A 16,205-nucleotide genomic window follows, 5' to 3' on the forward strand; every position below is an offset into this window, starting at 1 on the left:
TTTTTGAACCAACACTGAATTGAACTGCTGCTCGCTCGAATTCTCTATCGATTTATGAATGATTTGCGATCGCTATAGCTGTTGCTCTCTGTCGGCTCACTGCTATCGGCTAGGAGTTCTAATGCCGCTGCGATTACCTCCTCCGCCGAAGGATATCTGCCACTTGTAACTTGTGCTTCTATGAATTTTTGCTGCTCAGGCTTGAGAGTAATTTTCATGGGGTTTACCTCTGAGAACCTTTAATTATTATATCATTTCCACTCGCCCTGAAGGGTAAAAGCAGCCCAATAATAGGGAGATTTCCATTTTTCCTGCTGCATCATTTCAATCTGCGCCGCCCTCAAAGCTGCCGCAGGCGCTAACTTTTGTTGCACCATTTTTTGATAAAACTTTTGCATTAACACAGCAGTTCCTTCATCATCCACACTCCACAAACTCACCGCCACCCGCTGCGCCCCCGCATACATAAAACCCCTCGTCAATCCCACCATTCCTTCGCCTTTAACATTCTGTCCCATGCCCGATTGGCAAGCACTTAAAACCACTAAACTTGCCGCCAGTTTCAAGTTGAAAATATCCGTGAGGCGCAAAAAACCATTGACAAGATTGCCCTTGTCATCTACCATCGACATCACAATTCCTGATAGTTCGGGATTTTTGCTGTTGGCAAGGCCGTGGGTGGCTAAGTGAATGATTTGATAATTGACTAAATTTCCATCGGTAGCAGTAGTGCGACTGGCATCAAAATCAAATATTTGACGGCTAGAATCTGAGGGAAATAAGCTGGATATTGTTTGGGCTTCTTGGCGGGTAAAGGGTAGGCGTTTGGGCGGCCATGCTATATCGGAAGCACGAAGCGAGCGATTTAAACCGAGGTTGTTTGCTTCTAATTTTTCTGTTGTTACTGGGGTAAGTTGCCCTTTGACTCTTTCATCGTCTGGGCTAAAAACAGGATCTGCTAAAATTGCTAAAGTTTGGCTGGGCGGTTTTCTATCTCCATAATTTTTCCTGAGAATGGCGAGACTTGAGGCGGAAGGCAGGGTAATAATTTCATGTTTAGCAATTAAGGGAACATTGGTATTTTGTCCCTGGCTTTTGGAAATAGTTAATGCGGGAAAGGGGGTATAGTGCAGCACGCCGTCGGGAACAATTAATAAGCGTTTATTTCTTAATTGGGCTGCTGCAGGCTGTAAAATTAATTTGCCTAGATTAGCACTCGCTTCGGCAACTTGTTGAGGAATATTTCTCTGGATTGGGCTAGTTATTGCGTCTCGAAAATTGCGGGCTGCTGTTTCAATATCAGCCTGTTTTGGTAATTCATAGCTAGTTAGCCCCGTTGATGTCACCACCCACAAGTAACTGCGGTATGAGCCGAGGGAATACTGCAATAAAATCGTGTTTTCATCGAGAATCTGTTTTTGAATTTCTGGCAGCGTTAAAGGTTGGGGTTGGGTGAGGGCTGCGTAGCGGGGGCTGGCGGTACGAATCTGGGTTTGAATTTGCTCATATTGTTCCAAAAGTGCGAGGCGCTGTTTGTCGATTTCAGCGATTTTAGTTTGATTGGGATTGGGGCTGCTGACTGCTTCGATGCGCTGCTTTTCAATGGCATCGAGTTGCTGTTGCAACCTCTTTTCTTGTTGCAGTAAATTGGGGGAAATGCCTTCGCGAATGTTGACGTTACTTTCAAAGAGAAGTTCGAGGAGACTGCGGGCCCTCGAACGTTCGCTGGCTTCTAAGGCTCTGGTATCATAACCAGATTTAGGATTAGTTTTATGCAGTTGCATTAACAAATCGATGTAGAATTCGTAGTAGTCCTGGACGGTGGCAAAGTATGAGCTGCGGAGTTCTGGGCTGGCTATTTTGGTGCGGAGGTTTTCGATGATTTTGAGAGAATTTTCAATATCTTTGAGGGCCTCGCGAAGATTATTTTGGTCGCGTTTGACATAAGCCATGTGGTAAAAGGTGAGAGCTTCCCAAGAGCGATCGCCTGTTGCCCGACTCAAGAGCAGCGACTGATTCAAATACTTTAGCGCTTTCTGTTTTTCTCCCAACTCTGAGTAGACACGACCGATGCCGAGGAGGATGCGAGCTTCCCCGCTGTGATCGCCTGTTGCCCGAAACAGGGGAAGCGACTGATTCAAATACTTTAGCGCTTTCTGTTTTTCTCCCAATTTAAAGTAGAAATCGCCGAGTCTAATGAGAATGCGAGCTTCCCCGCTGCGATCGCCTGTTGCCCGAAACAGGGGAAGCGACTGATTCAAATACTCTAGCGCTTTCTGTTTTTCTCCCAAATCTAAGTAGACTTGGCCGATATTGCTGAGGGAGTCAGCTTCCCCACCACGATCACCTACTGCTCGATACAGGGGAAGGGTTTGGTTACAATACTCTAGCGCTTTCTGTTTTTCTCCCAAATCTGAGTAGACAGTGCCGATGTTGTTGAGGGTGAGAACTTCTCCGCTGCGATCACCTACTGCCCGACTCAGGAGCAGTGACTGGTTGTAATACTCTAGCGCTTTCTGTTTTTCTCCCAAATCTGAGTAGACATTGCCGATGCCGATGAGGGTGCGAGCTTCCCCACTGCGATCGCCTACTGCCCGAAACAGGGGAAGGGACTGGCTGTAATACTCTAGCGCCTTCTGTTTTTCTCCCAAGGCTGAGTAGGCTAGGCCGATGCTGAAGAGGGTGAAGGCTTCCCCGCCGCGATCGCCTACTGCCCGACTCGGGAGCAGTGACTGGTTGTAATACTCTAGCGCTTTCTGTTTTTCTCCCAAATCTGAGTAGACAATGCCGATGCTGATGAGGGTGCGAGCTTCCCCACTGCGCTCGCCTACTGCTCGATACAGTTTTAATGCTTCTTCATATTTGATGATCGCACCTCTTAAAGCTTCCGGCGTTCCTTGTTGGTAGAGTTTCTCTGCTTCTTCATATACTTTTTGGGCAGCGTCGCTACTGTTAGTTTGTGCTGTTTGTACGGCTTTACCAACGGGCACGGCTGCTGCCACTGGCTGACTTAATTGAACCGAAAGTGCGATCGACATACCAGCCAAAAACCATTGAGTGCGATCGAACATAGCCACCCCTTTTGTATTTTTTTCAATTTTAGTCGCTAGCCTGCTTAGTGTTAAAGCAGGAAGAAGTCAGGGCGATCGGCATTTTTGCTAGAGTGAACGAGTAGTGCGATTCCCTGCGGGATCGCTACGCCGCGCGTACTTTTTCCCAGCATGAACAACATCCTAACTACCCCCGATCCCGTAACCAGCCACTGGGATTGCCCCGAATGCGGCGGCACAGGTACAGTCAGCCCAGAAATTTGCCCCGTATGCCTCGGAGCAAAATACATCGATCTCGCGACAATAACGAACTGGATGCTCGATTTTATGGAATCTCGCGGCTGCGATCGAGCTGAGATCGATCGATTGCGAAGCGAAAACCCAGACCCGCTAACATTAACTTTTTGCCTCGAAGTTTGTATAGCCCTTAAATAAACAACTTACCAATTACCAATTACCAATTCCCTATTCCCAATATTCAGTGTCCCTTAACCGGATGTTGACCGTAAAAAGGCAAAGCATCCGACCAATCAGGACGACTTCCCATTTGCCACTCCAAATAAGCCAATTCCAACACACTAGAAACCGACCATCCCAACTCGCTACCAACTTCAATTAACTGATAAGAATTCCCCCAATTATCCAACTTTTCCTGCCAAGATTCAGGAGTCATCACCGTATCAGGAAACAACTCAGTTAAACCAGAATCTTTGTTAACTGAATAAACCGCCCCAAACAATTGTCCCCGCTGTGCAGGCATTTGCAGCGCAATATCCTCTCTCAAAAGCCCCCCCTTAGCAAGGGGGGGTTGGGGGGGTTCCGTATTCAAAAGCCCCCCCTTAGCAACGGAAGGTTGGGGGGGTTCCGTATTCAAAAGCCCCCCCTTAGCAAGGGGAGGTTCCGTATTCAAAAGCCCCCCCTTAGCAAGGGGGGGTTGGGGGGGTGCCGCCCAAGCCACAGCCGCCAAAGTTGAAACCGCAAAAACCGGAATATCCAACTGTTGAGCCAAAGTCCGCGCCGTCACCATACCCATCCGAGTCCCCGTGAAACCTCCGGGCCCCTTCGCCACCGCAATAAAAGCCAAATCCGCCCAAGTTTGCGGCCCAATAAACTCGACTAAATACTGATGCAAATGAGTGGCTAAATCGCGATCCAAATTCCAAGTTTGGCAGCGAGAATCCCCGGCAAAATTGCTGATGGCTAAACCGAGCTCGCGACTAGCTGTGTGCAGGGCTAAGCCGTATTTTTTAACAGATGTTCCGTCTTGGGGATTGCTATTCACGATTACTGATAATTTTCCTTAACAAAAAACAGCGGCAAAGCCACAACTAAGCAACCCAAAAGAATGCCAAATATTCCCGTATTTAAAATCCTGGAATTCCCCATCCCCCCAGTCATCAAAAACAGCACTACTAAACTTGCAAATAAATTTTTATTAGCAAATTCTTTGTGTTGGGAAACTTGATGCTTCACCGTCATAAAACCCGACGTAACTATTAGCGCAAACCAAGAATTAAAAATGACTATTTGAGAGCCAAAGATAAACCAAACTAAAGCAAACATTAGCGCATCTATCCAAAAATCCTGAGTTTTCAACTTCGGCAGCCAAAATTCTTGGGTAGCAACAGGGGCGATTTTCTTGAGTAATTGATTGTGTTGCAGCCGCACGAGTTTGTTTCTCAATTTAATCTTGGGATCGATTTGTAATATTTGCTTCCACTCGGGGCGGCGAGAATTGTTGACTCTTCCCAACAGCTTCACGGCTGCGACTTTATTTAACTGCAAATCTGTGAGTCTGGTGGCAATTATTTGAGATAAGTGCGGATAGTAAACGGGGTTGTCTTCGGTTCTGTTGATGACGATATTGAGCTGTTGCTTGGCTTGACTGACTTGGATTGTAACATTGTACGGGGCGAGATCCTCTTGTAAAGCTTGCTGAATTTCGGCTTGCTGTTGGCGAGTGAAAAGCGAGACACCGGGCGCAGGTGTAACCACCCGTTCTGCGGGCGTTTCCGGCGCGTCTAGCACCGGCTGTGCATCTAAATACACTGGTTTGGGGTTCAAGTGCCGGATGACTGCTGATGCTGAACTGTAGCGCCGGTTGGTGGCACTTTGAAGCATGGTGTCGAGGATGCGGCCGAAATCATCGCTAACAGCGGTTTTCAAATAATTTCGCCAAGCCCAAGAATCCTCTGTACTGTCGAACAAATCGAAGGGAGGAATTTCAGTCAGCAAGTGAATGCAAGTAACGCCCAAACTGTAGATATCGCTGGCAAAAACTGCTTTCCCCATCAATTGTTCTGGGGCTGTATAAGCAGCACTGCCGATGATTGTACCAGTTTGCGGCAACCCGGTTGCTGTTACTTTCTTAGCTGCACCAAAGTCTACTAAAACGATATCTTTTTGGAAAGGAGAGGGTTGATAGGAAGTTTCTAAGGCGGGTAAAGGAGTTGGAGATAGCCGGCGGCGAATGATATTTTCTGGTTTGATATCGCGGTGAATAACTTTGGATTTGTGGACGAAGTGGAGCACGGGCAATAAATCGTTGAGGATTTGCCGAATTTGAGTTTCGGTGAATGCTCCTTTTTGTTCTAATTCTCTGGCTAGGTTTTTTCCGTCGATAAATTCTTGTACTAAATACTGTCTCCCGTCTTGTTCAAAATGCGCGATTAATTCTGGAATCTGGGGATGTTTTCCCAAGGTTTCTAGCTGGGCTGCTTCTTGGTGAAATAATTGAGCTGCTTTTTCGGCGGCGGTATTTTGCTGCAAAAATTGCTTGATTACGCACTGCGAAAAAATCAGGGGTTTTGTTTCATCAACTGCTAGAAATGTTCTGCCAAAGCCTCCTTGCCCGATCGGCTTTATGGTTCGGTAGCGAGATGCTGATGGTGTTTCTGCGTCAATAGTTAACAACAATTTTGACCCGCAACTTTGGCACAATTCTGCATCCCCTGGGTTTTGCGGATTCTGACAAGTTGGGTTTAAGCAATAGCACATTGGATTTTAGATTTTAGATTTTAGATTTTTAATTGTTGACTGTTGTTGGTTATTGGTTATTGGTTAGTTCTTATTGGTTATTGGTTATTGGTTATTGGTTAGTTCTTATTGGTTATTGGTTATTGGTGAATTATTAACAACTAACAACTAACAACTAACAACTAAGAGGGCGGGCACGGGGGCACCGCCCCTACCAACTAACAACTAACAACTAACAACTAACAACTAACAACTGCCAACTGCCAACTGCCAACTAACTAATGACTTAAGTCGGGACGAGTTCGCCTGGCCGCAATTTTGCCCATTTGCCGGTCTCTTGCTTGAAACTCTGACAGCCAACAACATCCCATTCCATTTCTACTTCATCTTGGCGGGGGCGGATGTTGACGTTGATTGTCGGTTCTACGGGGTCGAAATCGGGTGTTTCGGTGAGGTGAAGCTGTTCGTGCTGTTCTTCTACGGCGTGGTAGGTGAAGCAGCGGTCTACATAGTGGCAGTTAATACAAATACACATTCTTGATATCCTCTGTGCATTTCAAAAAGATTGGTGAAAATTGAGCTTTCTGTTAATCTAGCGTAGCAAGAGTTTAATTGTTTGTAAGGAAAGTAGATTTTTGTTGCGATGCCGATTAATTTGCCCTCTTCATTATCTCCTGATACTTGGCCGTTTGATTTGGAACTGCTGACACCGCCTGCTTATCTGGTGGGCGGTGCGGTGCGGGATGCGTTGCTGGGGAGGCGATCGCACTATTTTGATTTGGATTTCGTTATGCTAACACGGGCCGTGAAGACTGCTCGAAAAATTGCCGATCGCACGAAAGGTGGATTTGTCTTGTTGGATGCGGAACGCCAAATTGCGCGGGTGGTGTTTGCGGGCGGTACGGTGGATTTGGCGCAGGCGGAAGGGGGGAGTCTGGAGGGGGATTTGTTGCGCCGGGATTTTCGGATAAATGCGATCGCCTGCAATCCTTTTACCGGAGAAATCATCGATCCTTTGGACGGTCAAACTGATTTGCGGTTGGGTTTGCTGCGGATGATTTCGCGGTCAAATTTGGAGGACGATCCGCTAAGGTTATTAAGAGCTTACCGCCAAGCGGCGCAGTTGGGTTTTGCGATCGAAGCTGAAACTCAATCTGCGATTCGGGAATTAGCGCCGCTGTTGAGTCGGGTAGCGGTGGAACGGGTGCGGACGGAATTAGGTTATTTGTTGAGCAATCCTGATGGTGTTCCTTGGATTTGTCGCGGTTGCGAAGATGGTTTGTTTTCGATTTGGTTTGAAAGTGCGATCGACCGTTTCGATATTTTGACAAAAATTGACGCATCTGCTGACAAATTAGCGGCTATTTACCCGGAATTAGGGAAGGAATTCGGGCGTCAGATTCGAGATACAATTAAAACGCCTTTGTTGGCTGTCGCGAAGCTGGCTGTGTTGGCAGATTCCGACCAGACAATTGCTGAAACCCAGTTGCAGCGGTTGAAGTACAGCAATGCGGAGATTAAAAGTGCGATCGAGCTTTTGAAATACTTGCCACAATTGCAAGCAAAACCTATTGCGGAAATGTCTTTGCGAGAACAGTATTTTTTGTTTCGGGATGTGGGAATAGTATTTCCAGTTTTAGCGGTTTTAGCCGTGGCTGCGGGAGTGGCGGTTGAGAATATTTCACTGTTAATTAATCGCTATCTGGATGCTGATGATATTGTTGCTCATCCCACGCAGTTAGTTACCGGCAATGATTTAATGGAATATTTGAAATTGCCCAGAAGTCCGCGCATCGGTCAATTGTTGATGGAGATTCAATTAGCGCGGGTGGAAGGGAGAATTGCTACTCCCCAAGATGCGCTGAAATTGGCGAAAGAGTTAGTTAATTAGTAAGTTTAAATTGATATATTGCAGAAATTAGAACGGGCAAGATGCCCGTTCTACAAAATTTAACTTTCCCGTAGGGTGGGCTTTGAGCCACGCCCTAAAAAGTTAGTTGACAATGGCAGAAAATCAGAAGATTAAACAATATCTCTTAATTCTTCCGGCAATTCAAACTTGCCATCGGCACCCGGTTCAAATTCAACAACTTTCAACACAGCATCAACATTCAGCGGCCCGTAAATGTGCGGGTAATTTTCACCCGCAGCCAATTCATATTTAATTTCAGATTCTACTTTTTCCGAGTCAATCAACAGCAGCAGCAATCCTTTTTTACCAACAAAGAACTTATTGGCAGATTTAACAACTTGCGGCAGAGTCGAACAGTGGATAAATCCTTCAGAGTCTAGGGTATCACCGCGATAGGATTTAAGCTGTTTTGCTTCTTCCCATTGTTGGCTTTGAGTAATGTGAAAAATAACGCTCATAAATTATTTTACCTGGAAAAGAGAAGCTAGGTAGAGCATCTAAATATATGTTCCAACGCTCTACCTAGGAACGAGATTAAAGGACTAAAGTCCCTAATACAAAACTAGCACGATACGAGTACATCAGATCGCCCGAGAACTCTCATATCTTCGTCATCGAGTTCGACTGGTGTGCCGCTGCGAATTAGTTCTACAAAATCCTCATTCGGCACCATGATGCACAAAGCGTACAAACGTTCGCTGCCCGTATTCTCAATTACGTGAGTGCCCGTTGGAGGCACTAACAAACTATCTCCCGGTTGAATACTAACTGTTTTGCCATCGCAGGTTGCTTGACCTCTTCCTTTGAGTACAAAAAACATTTCTACTGCGAATTGATGGCGGTTGGGAGGAGTTTTTCCGCCCGCATCGAAAATCTCCACACAAACAGTTAATGAAACATTAGCTGTTACCGGATCGAAGACGATAGCTAATCTATTAGTATCGCCCGGACTGATGCGAAATGCTTGGTAGTCTTGCGGAGACTTTACCACTGGAATCATACACTGGTTTGTCATTTTTTTATTGTGAGTTGTCGGTTGTTATGTTTCTGATATGATTAGCGAGCGAGCTAGAGTCATTAGTTTAGGACTTACGCATGGGCGGCGAGAAACCGGGTTTTTACTGAGAAGATGTGTTACAGGCGACAAAAACCGCAAAAACCCGGTTTCTTTGTTGCTGAGCTGTAAGTCCAGTAGTTGCGAGCTTAGCCTCAAAAATTTATTCTTAGTGACTAATGACTGCTGACTAAGAACTAAGGACTGCTATTTAATTGTTTCTAACATAGCCTGAGAATCAGACACAAAACCAAAACATTGCTTAACGTTATAAAGAGTCGCTTGCCAGCAATAATCTGGCGATGTCGTAGCTGTACAATCTTTGACTAAAATACAGTCGTAACCGAGGAAATTAGCATCTTGCAGGGTAGCCATGACGCACTGATCGGCGTTTACTCCTCCGAAGAAAAGTGTAGTTCTGCCGAGGTTCCGCAAGATACTATCTAAAGGAGTATCCCAAAAGCCGCTCATCCGATATTTATCAACGCAAATATCCTCCGGTTTGGGTTTTAATTCATCGACAACCTGCGCTGCCCAACTCCCTGCCATCAGTACAGGGGCGTTGTTTTTTGGCAGCGGATCTCCCAAACCTACGCCGTCGCCTGTGGGATTGTAAACGTGACGGGAAGCTGCACTAATATTGAGCAAATCGGGGCGGTTTCCCCAGTTGATCCAAATAATTGGCACTGCGTGCGATCGCAATTTGGGCAGCAAATTTTTTAAAGGGTTAATTGGAGTTCGGGCGGGCGTTACATCTACGCCAATATGCGCCAGCCAACCGTCGGGATGACAGAAATCGTTTTGCATATCTATCACCAACATTGCAGCTTTGGCTAAGTCCAAACGCAGGGTTTTAGTTTCTGTTTCTAAAGTAACAATTTGTGGGTCAAGTTGCGAGCGGGTGATATCGGCAATTTTGGCATCAACTTTCCAAGAATTCGGCGGTACACCCAAGGTGCGGAGAGAATCAGGATTCATAGAGATTGTGACTCAAAAACAATTTCAATCTTATAACTATTTGATTGTTACTTTGTCATATCTTAAATCTTTGTTAGAATTAAGTGTCCGGGGTAACTTTTTGATTAAATTTAGAATTTATTAACTTTATTTTCCTTGGGCGATCGCCAATGTTATTGCCCTGCAATCATACAATAAAAATTCATATAAACTTACAACTATATTTTCATAAAATACGATCCAGTCCTTTGCTACAATCTCAAGTACCATTATACACCGTATTTAGGGAAGCATCACCAGCGTTAAAAGTCAGTTAAATTATCCCATACAGCCTCAAACAAAAAATCTAGGTCACAATAAAAGCAGTCAAAGTAAATTAATTAACACAGGTAAGTCATAATAGTAAAGTAAGATAACTCCACAACTAGAGATAACAGTTATGTCTTAGAAAACCAGGCTGGCTACTGCCGCCATCATTACATTAGCAATTTTCGCAGTATTAGTGCCGCCACTAAAAATTAACGCAATCAACCTCGCAAATCCCAATCACTCATAAATTGTAGCCATGACACCCCCTAACAACCAGATAAATGTAGACGCCAGACTTGTTGCAGCTAATACCAAATTTGGTTTTAACTTGTTCAACACCCTAAGCAAACAACAGCCGAATCAAAATATCTTTATTTCCCCTACTTCTGTCGCCCTCGCACTGTCAATGACATACAACGGAGTCAGCGGAGAAACCAAACAAGAAATGACAAAAGTTCTCGAATTTACGGGAATGACTCCGCAAGAAATCAACGCAGCCAATCAAAATTTGCAAAACAGTTTACAAAAAAATGACCCCAATGTCCAAGTATTAATAGCAAACTCGCTTTGGGCGCAACAAGGCTTCTCCTTAAAACCAGAATTTCTGCAAATAAATCAAGAATACTACAACGCTAATCTTACCGAAATAGATTTTACGAGTCCGCAAGCTCCTAGCATCATTAACAAGTGGGTAAGCCAAAAAACTCAAGGAAAAATTGCTCAAATAGTCGAGGAAATTAGCCTCGATCCAGTCTTGTTTTTGATTAACGCCATCTATTTCAAAGGCAACTGGCAAACGCCTTTTGATAAATCTCAAACTGCCAACAAAACTTTTTATTTAACAGACAGCAGTTCCAAACAGCATCCGATGATGTCCCAGAGCGGCTTTTATCGGTGCTACGCAACAGACACTTTTCAAGCAGTCAGTTTACCTTACGGCAAAAAAGGCGCTCTGAGTATGTATATTTTCTTGCCAAACTCCAATACCAATTTGGCAACTTTCTCGCAGCAATTAACAGCCGAAAACTGGAATAAATGGATGCAAGAATTTAGAGAAAGAAATTGTATAATTGAAATACCCCGCTTCACAATAGAGTATAAAGTTGAACTCAAAAGCACACTCATAGCTTTGGGAATGGCAGGATTTTTTGAGCCCTCAAAAGCCGAGTTTTCTCTGATGACTGATGTCAACGTAGCAGTAGATTCAGTAAAACACAAAACCTTTGTCGAAGTGAACGAAGAAGGTACAGAAGCAGCCGCAGTGACTTCCGTCGAGTTAATCAGAAGTTTGCCTTTTGAAATGAATGTAAACCGTCCATTCTTTTGTGCCATTCAAGACGATACTACACGAACAATATTATTTATGGGTACCATCCTTGACCCCCAATAATATCAAAAATAGTAGGTGCGTCAGGAAATGTTCGAGTGACTTTTAATAAAATAACCCTCGCTGACGCACCCTAACAAGCTAATTATACGGTAAAATATCAGTCTAAAAATAATCATATTTGCGACAAATTGATGATTAAATTGCACAAATGGCAGCGGATACTGGCTTTAATAGTTGTTTTTGCGATCGCCCTTACCTCCTCCGCGATTTTATCCCCCCGTCTCTTGGCTCAAACCCCGCCCCAAACCCCAACAACCGAATTGCGCGGCGTCTGGCTGACTAACATTGACAGCGACGTTATGTTCTCCCGCAACAACATCATTGACGCTGTAAATCGACTGGATCAACTCAATTTCAATACCATCTATCCCACGGTTTGGCAAGGAGGCTATACGCTTTATCCAAGCGCGGCAGCCCAGCGAGTATTCGGACAGTCGATCGACCCCTCGCCCGGATTGAAAGACCGAGACATCCTCAAAGAAATTATAGCACAATCCCATCAAAAAGGTATAGCAGTAATCCCCTGGTTTGAGTTTGGTTTCATGGCTCCCGCCGAATCGGAATTAGCCACACTTCACCCCGACTGGCTGGCGCAGCGACGCGACGGTTCAACTATTTGGAAAGAAGGCAAACACGATCGAGTTTGGCTGAATCCATTTCATCCCGAAGTTCAGCAATTTATCTTAGATTTAATCATAGAAATTGTCGATAATTATGATATAGATGGCATTCAATTTGACGACCATTTCGGCTTGCCAGTAGAATTTGGCTACGAGCCACGGACAGTGTTAATGTATCAAGAACAAATCAAAAGTCCTCCCTCGGACGACTCCCGCGAAACCTTCTGGGTGCGCTGGCGCGCTGACAAAATCAATGACTTCGTGGGGCGAGTTTCCCGCGCCATCAAATCCCGCAAAGAAAAATGTATTGTCAGCTTATCTCCGAACCCTTTTCACTTTTCTTTACCCGCCCACTTGCAGGACTGGTTTACCTGGGAAAGACGCGGTTACATCCAAGAAATTGTGTTGCAGGTTTATCGCAGCGATATCAAGCGTTTTAGTGCCGAACTGGAACGGGAAGAAGTTAAATTGGCTAAACTTAACATTCCAACTGCGATCGGCATTTTGACTGGTCTTAAAAATAATTCTGTTCCCCTAAAACAAATTCAAGAACAAGTGCAAGAAGTGCGAAAAAGAGATTTCGCTGGCGTGTCGTTCTTTTTCTACGAAAGTTTGTCTAATTGGGCTATGGAAACCCCAGAACAGCGCAATTCTGCTTTGCAAGAATTCTTCCCCACAAAGATGCAGCGCCCGCCATCCGAAGCCAGAATTTGAAACCTACGGTTAAAATGAGAAAAAACATACAGCGCTTAGGAATTGTCATCTTATCTTTGACTGCTTTCCTAACAATTGGCTATCTCACTCCTAGAAAGTGGGGCAATTACTCGCAAGCAGATTGCACAATCTCTCTATACATTTCCAATCAAGGCATTCACACCGAAATCATTGTTCCAGTTAAAAATGAATATTTTGACTGGAATCAATTTTTACCGCTAAAAGAAATAGGGCGGGATGCCACTTCTGATTATAAATATCTATCTTTTGGCTGGGGAGATAGAGATTTTATGCTGGAAACTCCCACATCAGGAAGTATCAACCCAGTTACAGCTTTCAAAGCCCTATTTCTCCCTACTCCGTCTACTGTACACGTTCAAGGTTATCGGGTTACTCCCCAAAATATTGAAACCAAATGTGTAAAAATTAGTGGAGCGAATTATATTAAAATAATAAATTTTCTTAAAGATACATTCCAATTAGACGCAGCAGGTAAGAAAATGAAAATTAGCTACGGCTACGACAACAGCGACAGTTTTTATGAAGGAAAAGGCAGTTACTCACTTTTGAGAACTTGCAACGACTGGACGGCCGAAGGTTTGCAAAAAGCCGAGGTCAATACTCCTTTATGGTCAACGCTGTCTTCGGCGATTATATTTCATTTGAATAGCGGTTGCGAATGTCAAAAATAAAGGTAATGGGTAATACCATTTGAGATTTTAGATTTGAGAAGTCGGAATGAATGATTGTGTATGAGTTGGTAGATTGCATAAAGTTGCATTCTTTTTTTTAACTGGTATAATTACCAATTTGAGGAAAAATTATGAATGTAATTCCCGCGATCGACTTATTGGATGGAAAATGCGTCAGATTGTATCAGGGAGACTACGCGAAGTCTCAAACTTTTAACGACAACCCCGTCGAAGTCGCCAGACAGTGGGTAAATGAAGGCGCAACCATGCTGCATTTAGTAGACCTCGACGGCGCCAAAGCAGGTCATCCAGTCAACCAAGCAGCCATAGAAGCGATCGTCCGATCCGTAGACGTTCCCTGTCAAGTAGGCGGGGGAATGCGCGATCGCACTTCTGTTGCTGCTATCCTCAAATTAGGCGTCCGGCGCGTCATTCTCGGCACTGTCGCCGTCGAACAACCGCAATTAGTAGGCGAATTGTGCGCCGAATTTCCCGGCAGAATTCTGGTGGGAATAGATGCCAGAAATGGTAAAGTTGCGACTAGAGGCTGGCTAGAAACTTCGGAAGTTTTAGCAACAGAATTGGCACAAAAAATGGCAGAGTTAGGGGCTGCTGAAATTATTTACACCGACATTCACCGCGACGGTACTATGGAAGGGCCGAATTTGGAATCTTTGCGCGAAATTGCTAACGCTATTGCGATTCCCGTGATTGCTTCCGGCGGCGTCAGTTCGATCGCCGATTTGTTAAGTTTGCTGGCTTTGGAACCCATTGGTGTCAAAAGTGCGATCGTTGGTAGGGCAATTTATACCGGCGATATTTTGCTAAAAGAAGCAATTCAAGCAGTCGGACAAGGGCGGTGGCAGGATGTACCGCCAGATTTGGGTTCTTCAAGCTTTGCTTGATAGTCATGTCGAGTTAACTGGCTACCCAATATGTAACAGTTATCAATTTTCCGACTCACAGTCAACAGTCAACAGTCAACAGTCAGCGTAGAATCATCTTTCTTACCATCATCCTACCCATGTTTTTGAACCATACAATTACAGCTTTAAGTTCTGGGATGGCATCCCTAGTTGCTCCCATACCTTTGTTAGCAACAGTCGAGGCAGAAAATGCGCCGATCGTCCTCAGCGGAGTTTTGCTCACTTTAGTAGTGATTTACCTCGCCAGTAAATTAGGCGCGGAAGCGGCTATAAAATTTGATTTTCCGCCGGTTCTGGGTGAACTTGTAGCAGGGGTAATTGTTGGCGTATCTGCTTTACACCTAGTCGTTTTTCCCGGAAGCGGGCTGTCAGCATCCAACTCAGGGATTATGACAGTTCTGCAATCGATTAATCATCTGTCTCCTGCCACCATCACCAGTGTGTTTGAATCGCAGAGTGAAGTCATTTCAGTGCTGGCTGAATTAGGCGTGATTGTTCTGCTGTTTGAAATTGGTTTGGAGTCGGATCTCAGACAACTAAAAGAAGTGGGGGTTCAAGCCGTCGTTGTCGCTTGTGCCGGCGTGGCAGTTCCCTTTGCCGCCGGTACTGCGGGCTTGATGATGATTTTCCACACTCCGGCGATTCCGGCGATTTTTGCGGGGGCTGCTTTGACGGCAACTAGCATCGGAATTACGTCGAAAGTTTTGTCGGAATTAGGACGGCTGAAATCTAAAGAAGGTCAAATCATTGTCGGTGCAGCGGTGATTGATGATGTGCTGGGAATTATTGTCTTGGCTGTTGTCGCGAGTTTAGCGAAAACCGGTGAGATTGATGTTGTTAATGTCATTTATTTGATTGTCAGTGCAAGTGTCTTTCTACTGGGTTCGATTCTGTTGGGCGGCATCTTTAACGAAAGCTTCACTGCGGTGGTGGAGAAGCTCAAAACTCGCGGCAATATTGTGATTCCCGCCTTTATTTATGCCTTGTTCATGGCGTTTCTGGCCAATGCAATTCATCTCGAAGCGATTTTGGGTGCCTTTGCTGCGGGCTTGGTTTTGGATGAAAGCGATGCGCGCAATGAGTTGGATGAATTGGTGAAACCCATCGCCGATATGATTGTACCCATCTTCTTTGTGACGGTGGGAGCTCGGGCGGATTTGGGGGTTTTGAACCCAACAGTGCCGGATAATCGGGCTGGTCTTTTGATTGCTGCTTTTTTGATAGTGGTTGCTATTTTGGGCAAGCTGGTGACTGGTTGGGTGGTGTTTGGTCTGCCGGGAATCAATCGATTGGCGATCGGAGTGGGGATGGTTCCTCGGGGCGAAGTCGGGTTAGTGTTTGCCGGCATCGGTTCCGCGAGTGGGGTTTTGGATAAACCGTTAGAAGTCTCGATTATTATCATGGTGATTCTGACGACTTTTTTGGCTCCGCCTTTTCTGCGGATTGCCTTTGGCGATACGGTAGAGCCTCCAGCTACTGGGGAACCTTCTAGCGAGAAAATCGTTTGATTAGCGGAATTTGAGTCTGGGCGATCGACTGATTTAGAAACAAATGTCGATCGTCCAAATTAATTTAGCCGTAATCATAAGTCCTAAGTTGTGAGAA

15 protein-coding genes are annotated in these 16,205 nt (G+C 45.0%); 7 read left to right on the forward strand and 8 right to left on the reverse strand.

Going from position 1 to position 16,205, the window contains the following annotated elements:
• Positions 1 to 44 precede the first annotated feature (44 nt).
• Positions 45 to 218, reverse strand: coding sequence for a type II toxin-antitoxin system ParD family antitoxin (locus tag QUA33_RS05675; protein ID WP_333147179.1), 174 nt, complete (start codon positions 216 to 218; stop codon positions 45 to 47).
• 33 nt (positions 219 to 251) lie between these two features.
• Positions 252 to 3,071: a CHAT domain-containing protein gene (locus QUA33_RS05680; protein WP_333147181.1), complete on the reverse strand. Its 2,820-nt coding sequence runs from the start codon at positions 3,069 to 3,071 to the stop codon at positions 252 to 254.
• A gap of 150 nt (positions 3,072 to 3,221) precedes the next feature.
• On the opposite strand from QUA33_RS05680, the gene QUA33_RS05685 reads away from it, so the two are divergent.
• A complete protein-coding gene (locus QUA33_RS05685; protein WP_333147183.1) occupies positions 3,222 to 3,485 on the forward strand; it encodes a hypothetical protein in 264 nt (87 codons plus the stop codon).
• Between the two features lie 43 nt (positions 3,486 to 3,528).
• On the opposite strand, the gene tsaB is transcribed toward QUA33_RS05685, so the two are convergent.
• The 3 genes from tsaB to QUA33_RS05700 form a co-directional block, all read right to left on the reverse strand.
• Positions 3,529 to 4,332 (reverse strand): tRNA (adenosine(37)-N6)-threonylcarbamoyltransferase complex dimerization subunit type 1 TsaB, encoded by an 804-nt coding sequence (gene tsaB, locus QUA33_RS05690; RefSeq protein ID WP_333147185.1) that lies wholly within the window; start codon positions 4,330 to 4,332, stop codon positions 3,529 to 3,531.
• A gap of 2 nt (positions 4,333 to 4,334) precedes the next feature.
• Entirely contained in the window at positions 4,335 to 6,047 is a 1,713-nt protein-coding gene (locus QUA33_RS05695; RefSeq protein WP_333147187.1) for a serine/threonine-protein kinase, read from the reverse strand.
• Positions 6,048 to 6,312: 265 nt separating this feature from the next.
• Entirely contained in the window at positions 6,313 to 6,561 is a 249-nt protein-coding gene (locus tag QUA33_RS05700; protein WP_333098591.1) for a Ycf34 family protein, read from the reverse strand.
• Between the two features lie 108 nt (positions 6,562 to 6,669).
• Here QUA33_RS05700 and QUA33_RS05705 point away from each other — a divergent pair, with 108 nt between their 5' ends.
• Entirely contained in the window at positions 6,670 to 7,917 is a 1,248-nt protein-coding gene (locus tag QUA33_RS05705) for a CCA tRNA nucleotidyltransferase (RefSeq protein WP_333147189.1), read from the forward strand.
• A 131-nt stretch (positions 7,918 to 8,048) separates the two neighbouring features.
• On the opposite strand, the gene QUA33_RS05710 is transcribed toward QUA33_RS05705, so the two are convergent.
• The 3 genes from QUA33_RS05710 to QUA33_RS05720 form a co-directional block, all read right to left on the reverse strand.
• Positions 8,049 to 8,396 carry a DUF952 domain-containing protein gene (locus tag QUA33_RS05710; protein WP_333147191.1) on the reverse strand — a complete coding sequence of 116 codons (348 nt, stop codon included), beginning with the start codon at positions 8,394 to 8,396 and terminating at the stop codon, positions 8,049 to 8,051.
• Positions 8,397 to 8,500: 104 nt separating this feature from the next.
• Positions 8,501 to 8,938, reverse strand: a complete 438-nt coding sequence (locus QUA33_RS05715; protein WP_333147193.1) for a cupin domain-containing protein — start codon at positions 8,936 to 8,938, stop codon at positions 8,501 to 8,503.
• A 261-nt stretch (positions 8,939 to 9,199) separates the two neighbouring features.
• The gene (locus QUA33_RS05720) at positions 9,200 to 9,970 is read right to left on the reverse strand and encodes a cysteine hydrolase family protein (protein ID WP_333147195.1); all 771 of its coding nucleotides are present in this window, start codon (positions 9,968 to 9,970) and stop codon (positions 9,200 to 9,202) included.
• 544 nt (positions 9,971 to 10,514) lie between these two features.
• Between QUA33_RS05720 and QUA33_RS05725 the strand changes: the two genes are divergently transcribed.
• The 5 genes from QUA33_RS05725 to QUA33_RS05745 all read left to right on the forward strand — a co-directional run bounded on the left by QUA33_RS05725 (position 10,515) and on the right by QUA33_RS05745 (position 16,108).
• Positions 10,515 to 11,648 (forward strand): serpin family protein, encoded by a 1,134-nt coding sequence (locus QUA33_RS05725; RefSeq protein ID WP_333147197.1) that lies wholly within the window; start codon positions 10,515 to 10,517, stop codon positions 11,646 to 11,648.
• A 131-nt stretch (positions 11,649 to 11,779) separates the two neighbouring features.
• Positions 11,780 to 12,982, forward strand: coding sequence for a glycoside hydrolase family 10 protein (locus QUA33_RS05730; protein ID WP_333147199.1), 1,203 nt, complete (start codon positions 11,780 to 11,782; stop codon positions 12,980 to 12,982).
• Between the two features lie 14 nt (positions 12,983 to 12,996).
• A complete protein-coding gene (locus QUA33_RS05735; protein WP_333147201.1) occupies positions 12,997 to 13,674 on the forward strand; it encodes a TIGR02117 family protein in 678 nt (225 codons plus the stop codon).
• A 131-nt stretch (positions 13,675 to 13,805) separates the two neighbouring features.
• Positions 13,806 to 14,579: a 1-(5-phosphoribosyl)-5-[(5-phosphoribosylamino)methylideneamino]imidazole-4-carboxamide isomerase gene (gene hisA, locus QUA33_RS05740; RefSeq protein ID WP_333147202.1), complete on the forward strand. Its 774-nt coding sequence runs from the start codon at positions 13,806 to 13,808 to the stop codon at positions 14,577 to 14,579.
• Between the two features lie 158 nt (positions 14,580 to 14,737).
• Positions 14,738 to 16,108 carry a cation:proton antiporter gene (locus QUA33_RS05745; RefSeq protein WP_333147204.1) on the forward strand — a complete coding sequence of 457 codons (1,371 nt, stop codon included), beginning with the start codon at positions 14,738 to 14,740 and terminating at the stop codon, positions 16,106 to 16,108.
• The last annotated feature ends 97 nt before the right edge of the window (positions 16,109 to 16,205 follow it).

Origin of the sequence: Microcoleus sp. Pol14D4 (assembly GCF_036701245.1) — a bacterium.
Classification (GTDB): domain Bacteria; phylum Cyanobacteriota; class Cyanobacteriia; order Cyanobacteriales; family Microcoleaceae; genus Microcoleus.

Excerpts from the sequence above, each read along its gene's own strand:
- QUA33_RS05735 (WP_333147201.1), top strand. The coding sequence starts at position 12,997 with ATGAGAAAAAACATACAGCGCTTAGGAATTGTCATCTTATCTTTGACT.
- QUA33_RS05695 (WP_333147187.1), bottom strand. The coding sequence starts at position 6,047 with ATGTGCTATTGCTTAAACCCAACTTGTCAGAATCCGCAAAACCCAGGG.
- QUA33_RS05710 (WP_333147191.1), bottom strand. The coding sequence starts at position 8,396 with ATGAGCGTTATTTTTCACATTACTCAAAGCCAACAATGGGAAGAAGCA.
- QUA33_RS05705 (WP_333147189.1), top strand. The coding sequence starts at position 6,670 with ATGCCGATTAATTTGCCCTCTTCATTATCTCCTGATACTTGGCCGTTT.
- hisA (WP_333147202.1), top strand. The coding sequence starts at position 13,806 with ATGAATGTAATTCCCGCGATCGACTTATTGGATGGAAAATGCGTCAGA.
- QUA33_RS05745 (WP_333147204.1), top strand. The coding sequence starts at position 14,738 with ATGGCATCCCTAGTTGCTCCCATACCTTTGTTAGCAACAGTCGAGGCA.
- QUA33_RS05680 (WP_333147181.1), bottom strand. The coding sequence starts at position 3,071 with ATGTTCGATCGCACTCAATGGTTTTTGGCTGGTATGTCGATCGCACTT.
- QUA33_RS05720 (WP_333147195.1), bottom strand. The coding sequence starts at position 9,970 with ATGAATCCTGATTCTCTCCGCACCTTGGGTGTACCGCCGAATTCTTGG.
- QUA33_RS05715 (WP_333147193.1), bottom strand. The coding sequence starts at position 8,938 with ATGATTCCAGTGGTAAAGTCTCCGCAAGACTACCAAGCATTTCGCATC.
- QUA33_RS05675 (WP_333147179.1), bottom strand. The coding sequence starts at position 218 with ATGAAAATTACTCTCAAGCCTGAGCAGCAAAAATTCATAGAAGCACAA.
- QUA33_RS05725 (WP_333147197.1), top strand. The coding sequence starts at position 10,515 with ATGACACCCCCTAACAACCAGATAAATGTAGACGCCAGACTTGTTGCA.
- QUA33_RS05700 (WP_333098591.1), bottom strand. The coding sequence starts at position 6,561 with ATGTGTATTTGTATTAACTGCCACTATGTAGACCGCTGCTTCACCTAC.
- QUA33_RS05730 (WP_333147199.1), top strand. The coding sequence starts at position 11,780 with ATGATTAAATTGCACAAATGGCAGCGGATACTGGCTTTAATAGTTGTT.
- QUA33_RS05685 (WP_333147183.1), top strand. The coding sequence starts at position 3,222 with ATGAACAACATCCTAACTACCCCCGATCCCGTAACCAGCCACTGGGAT.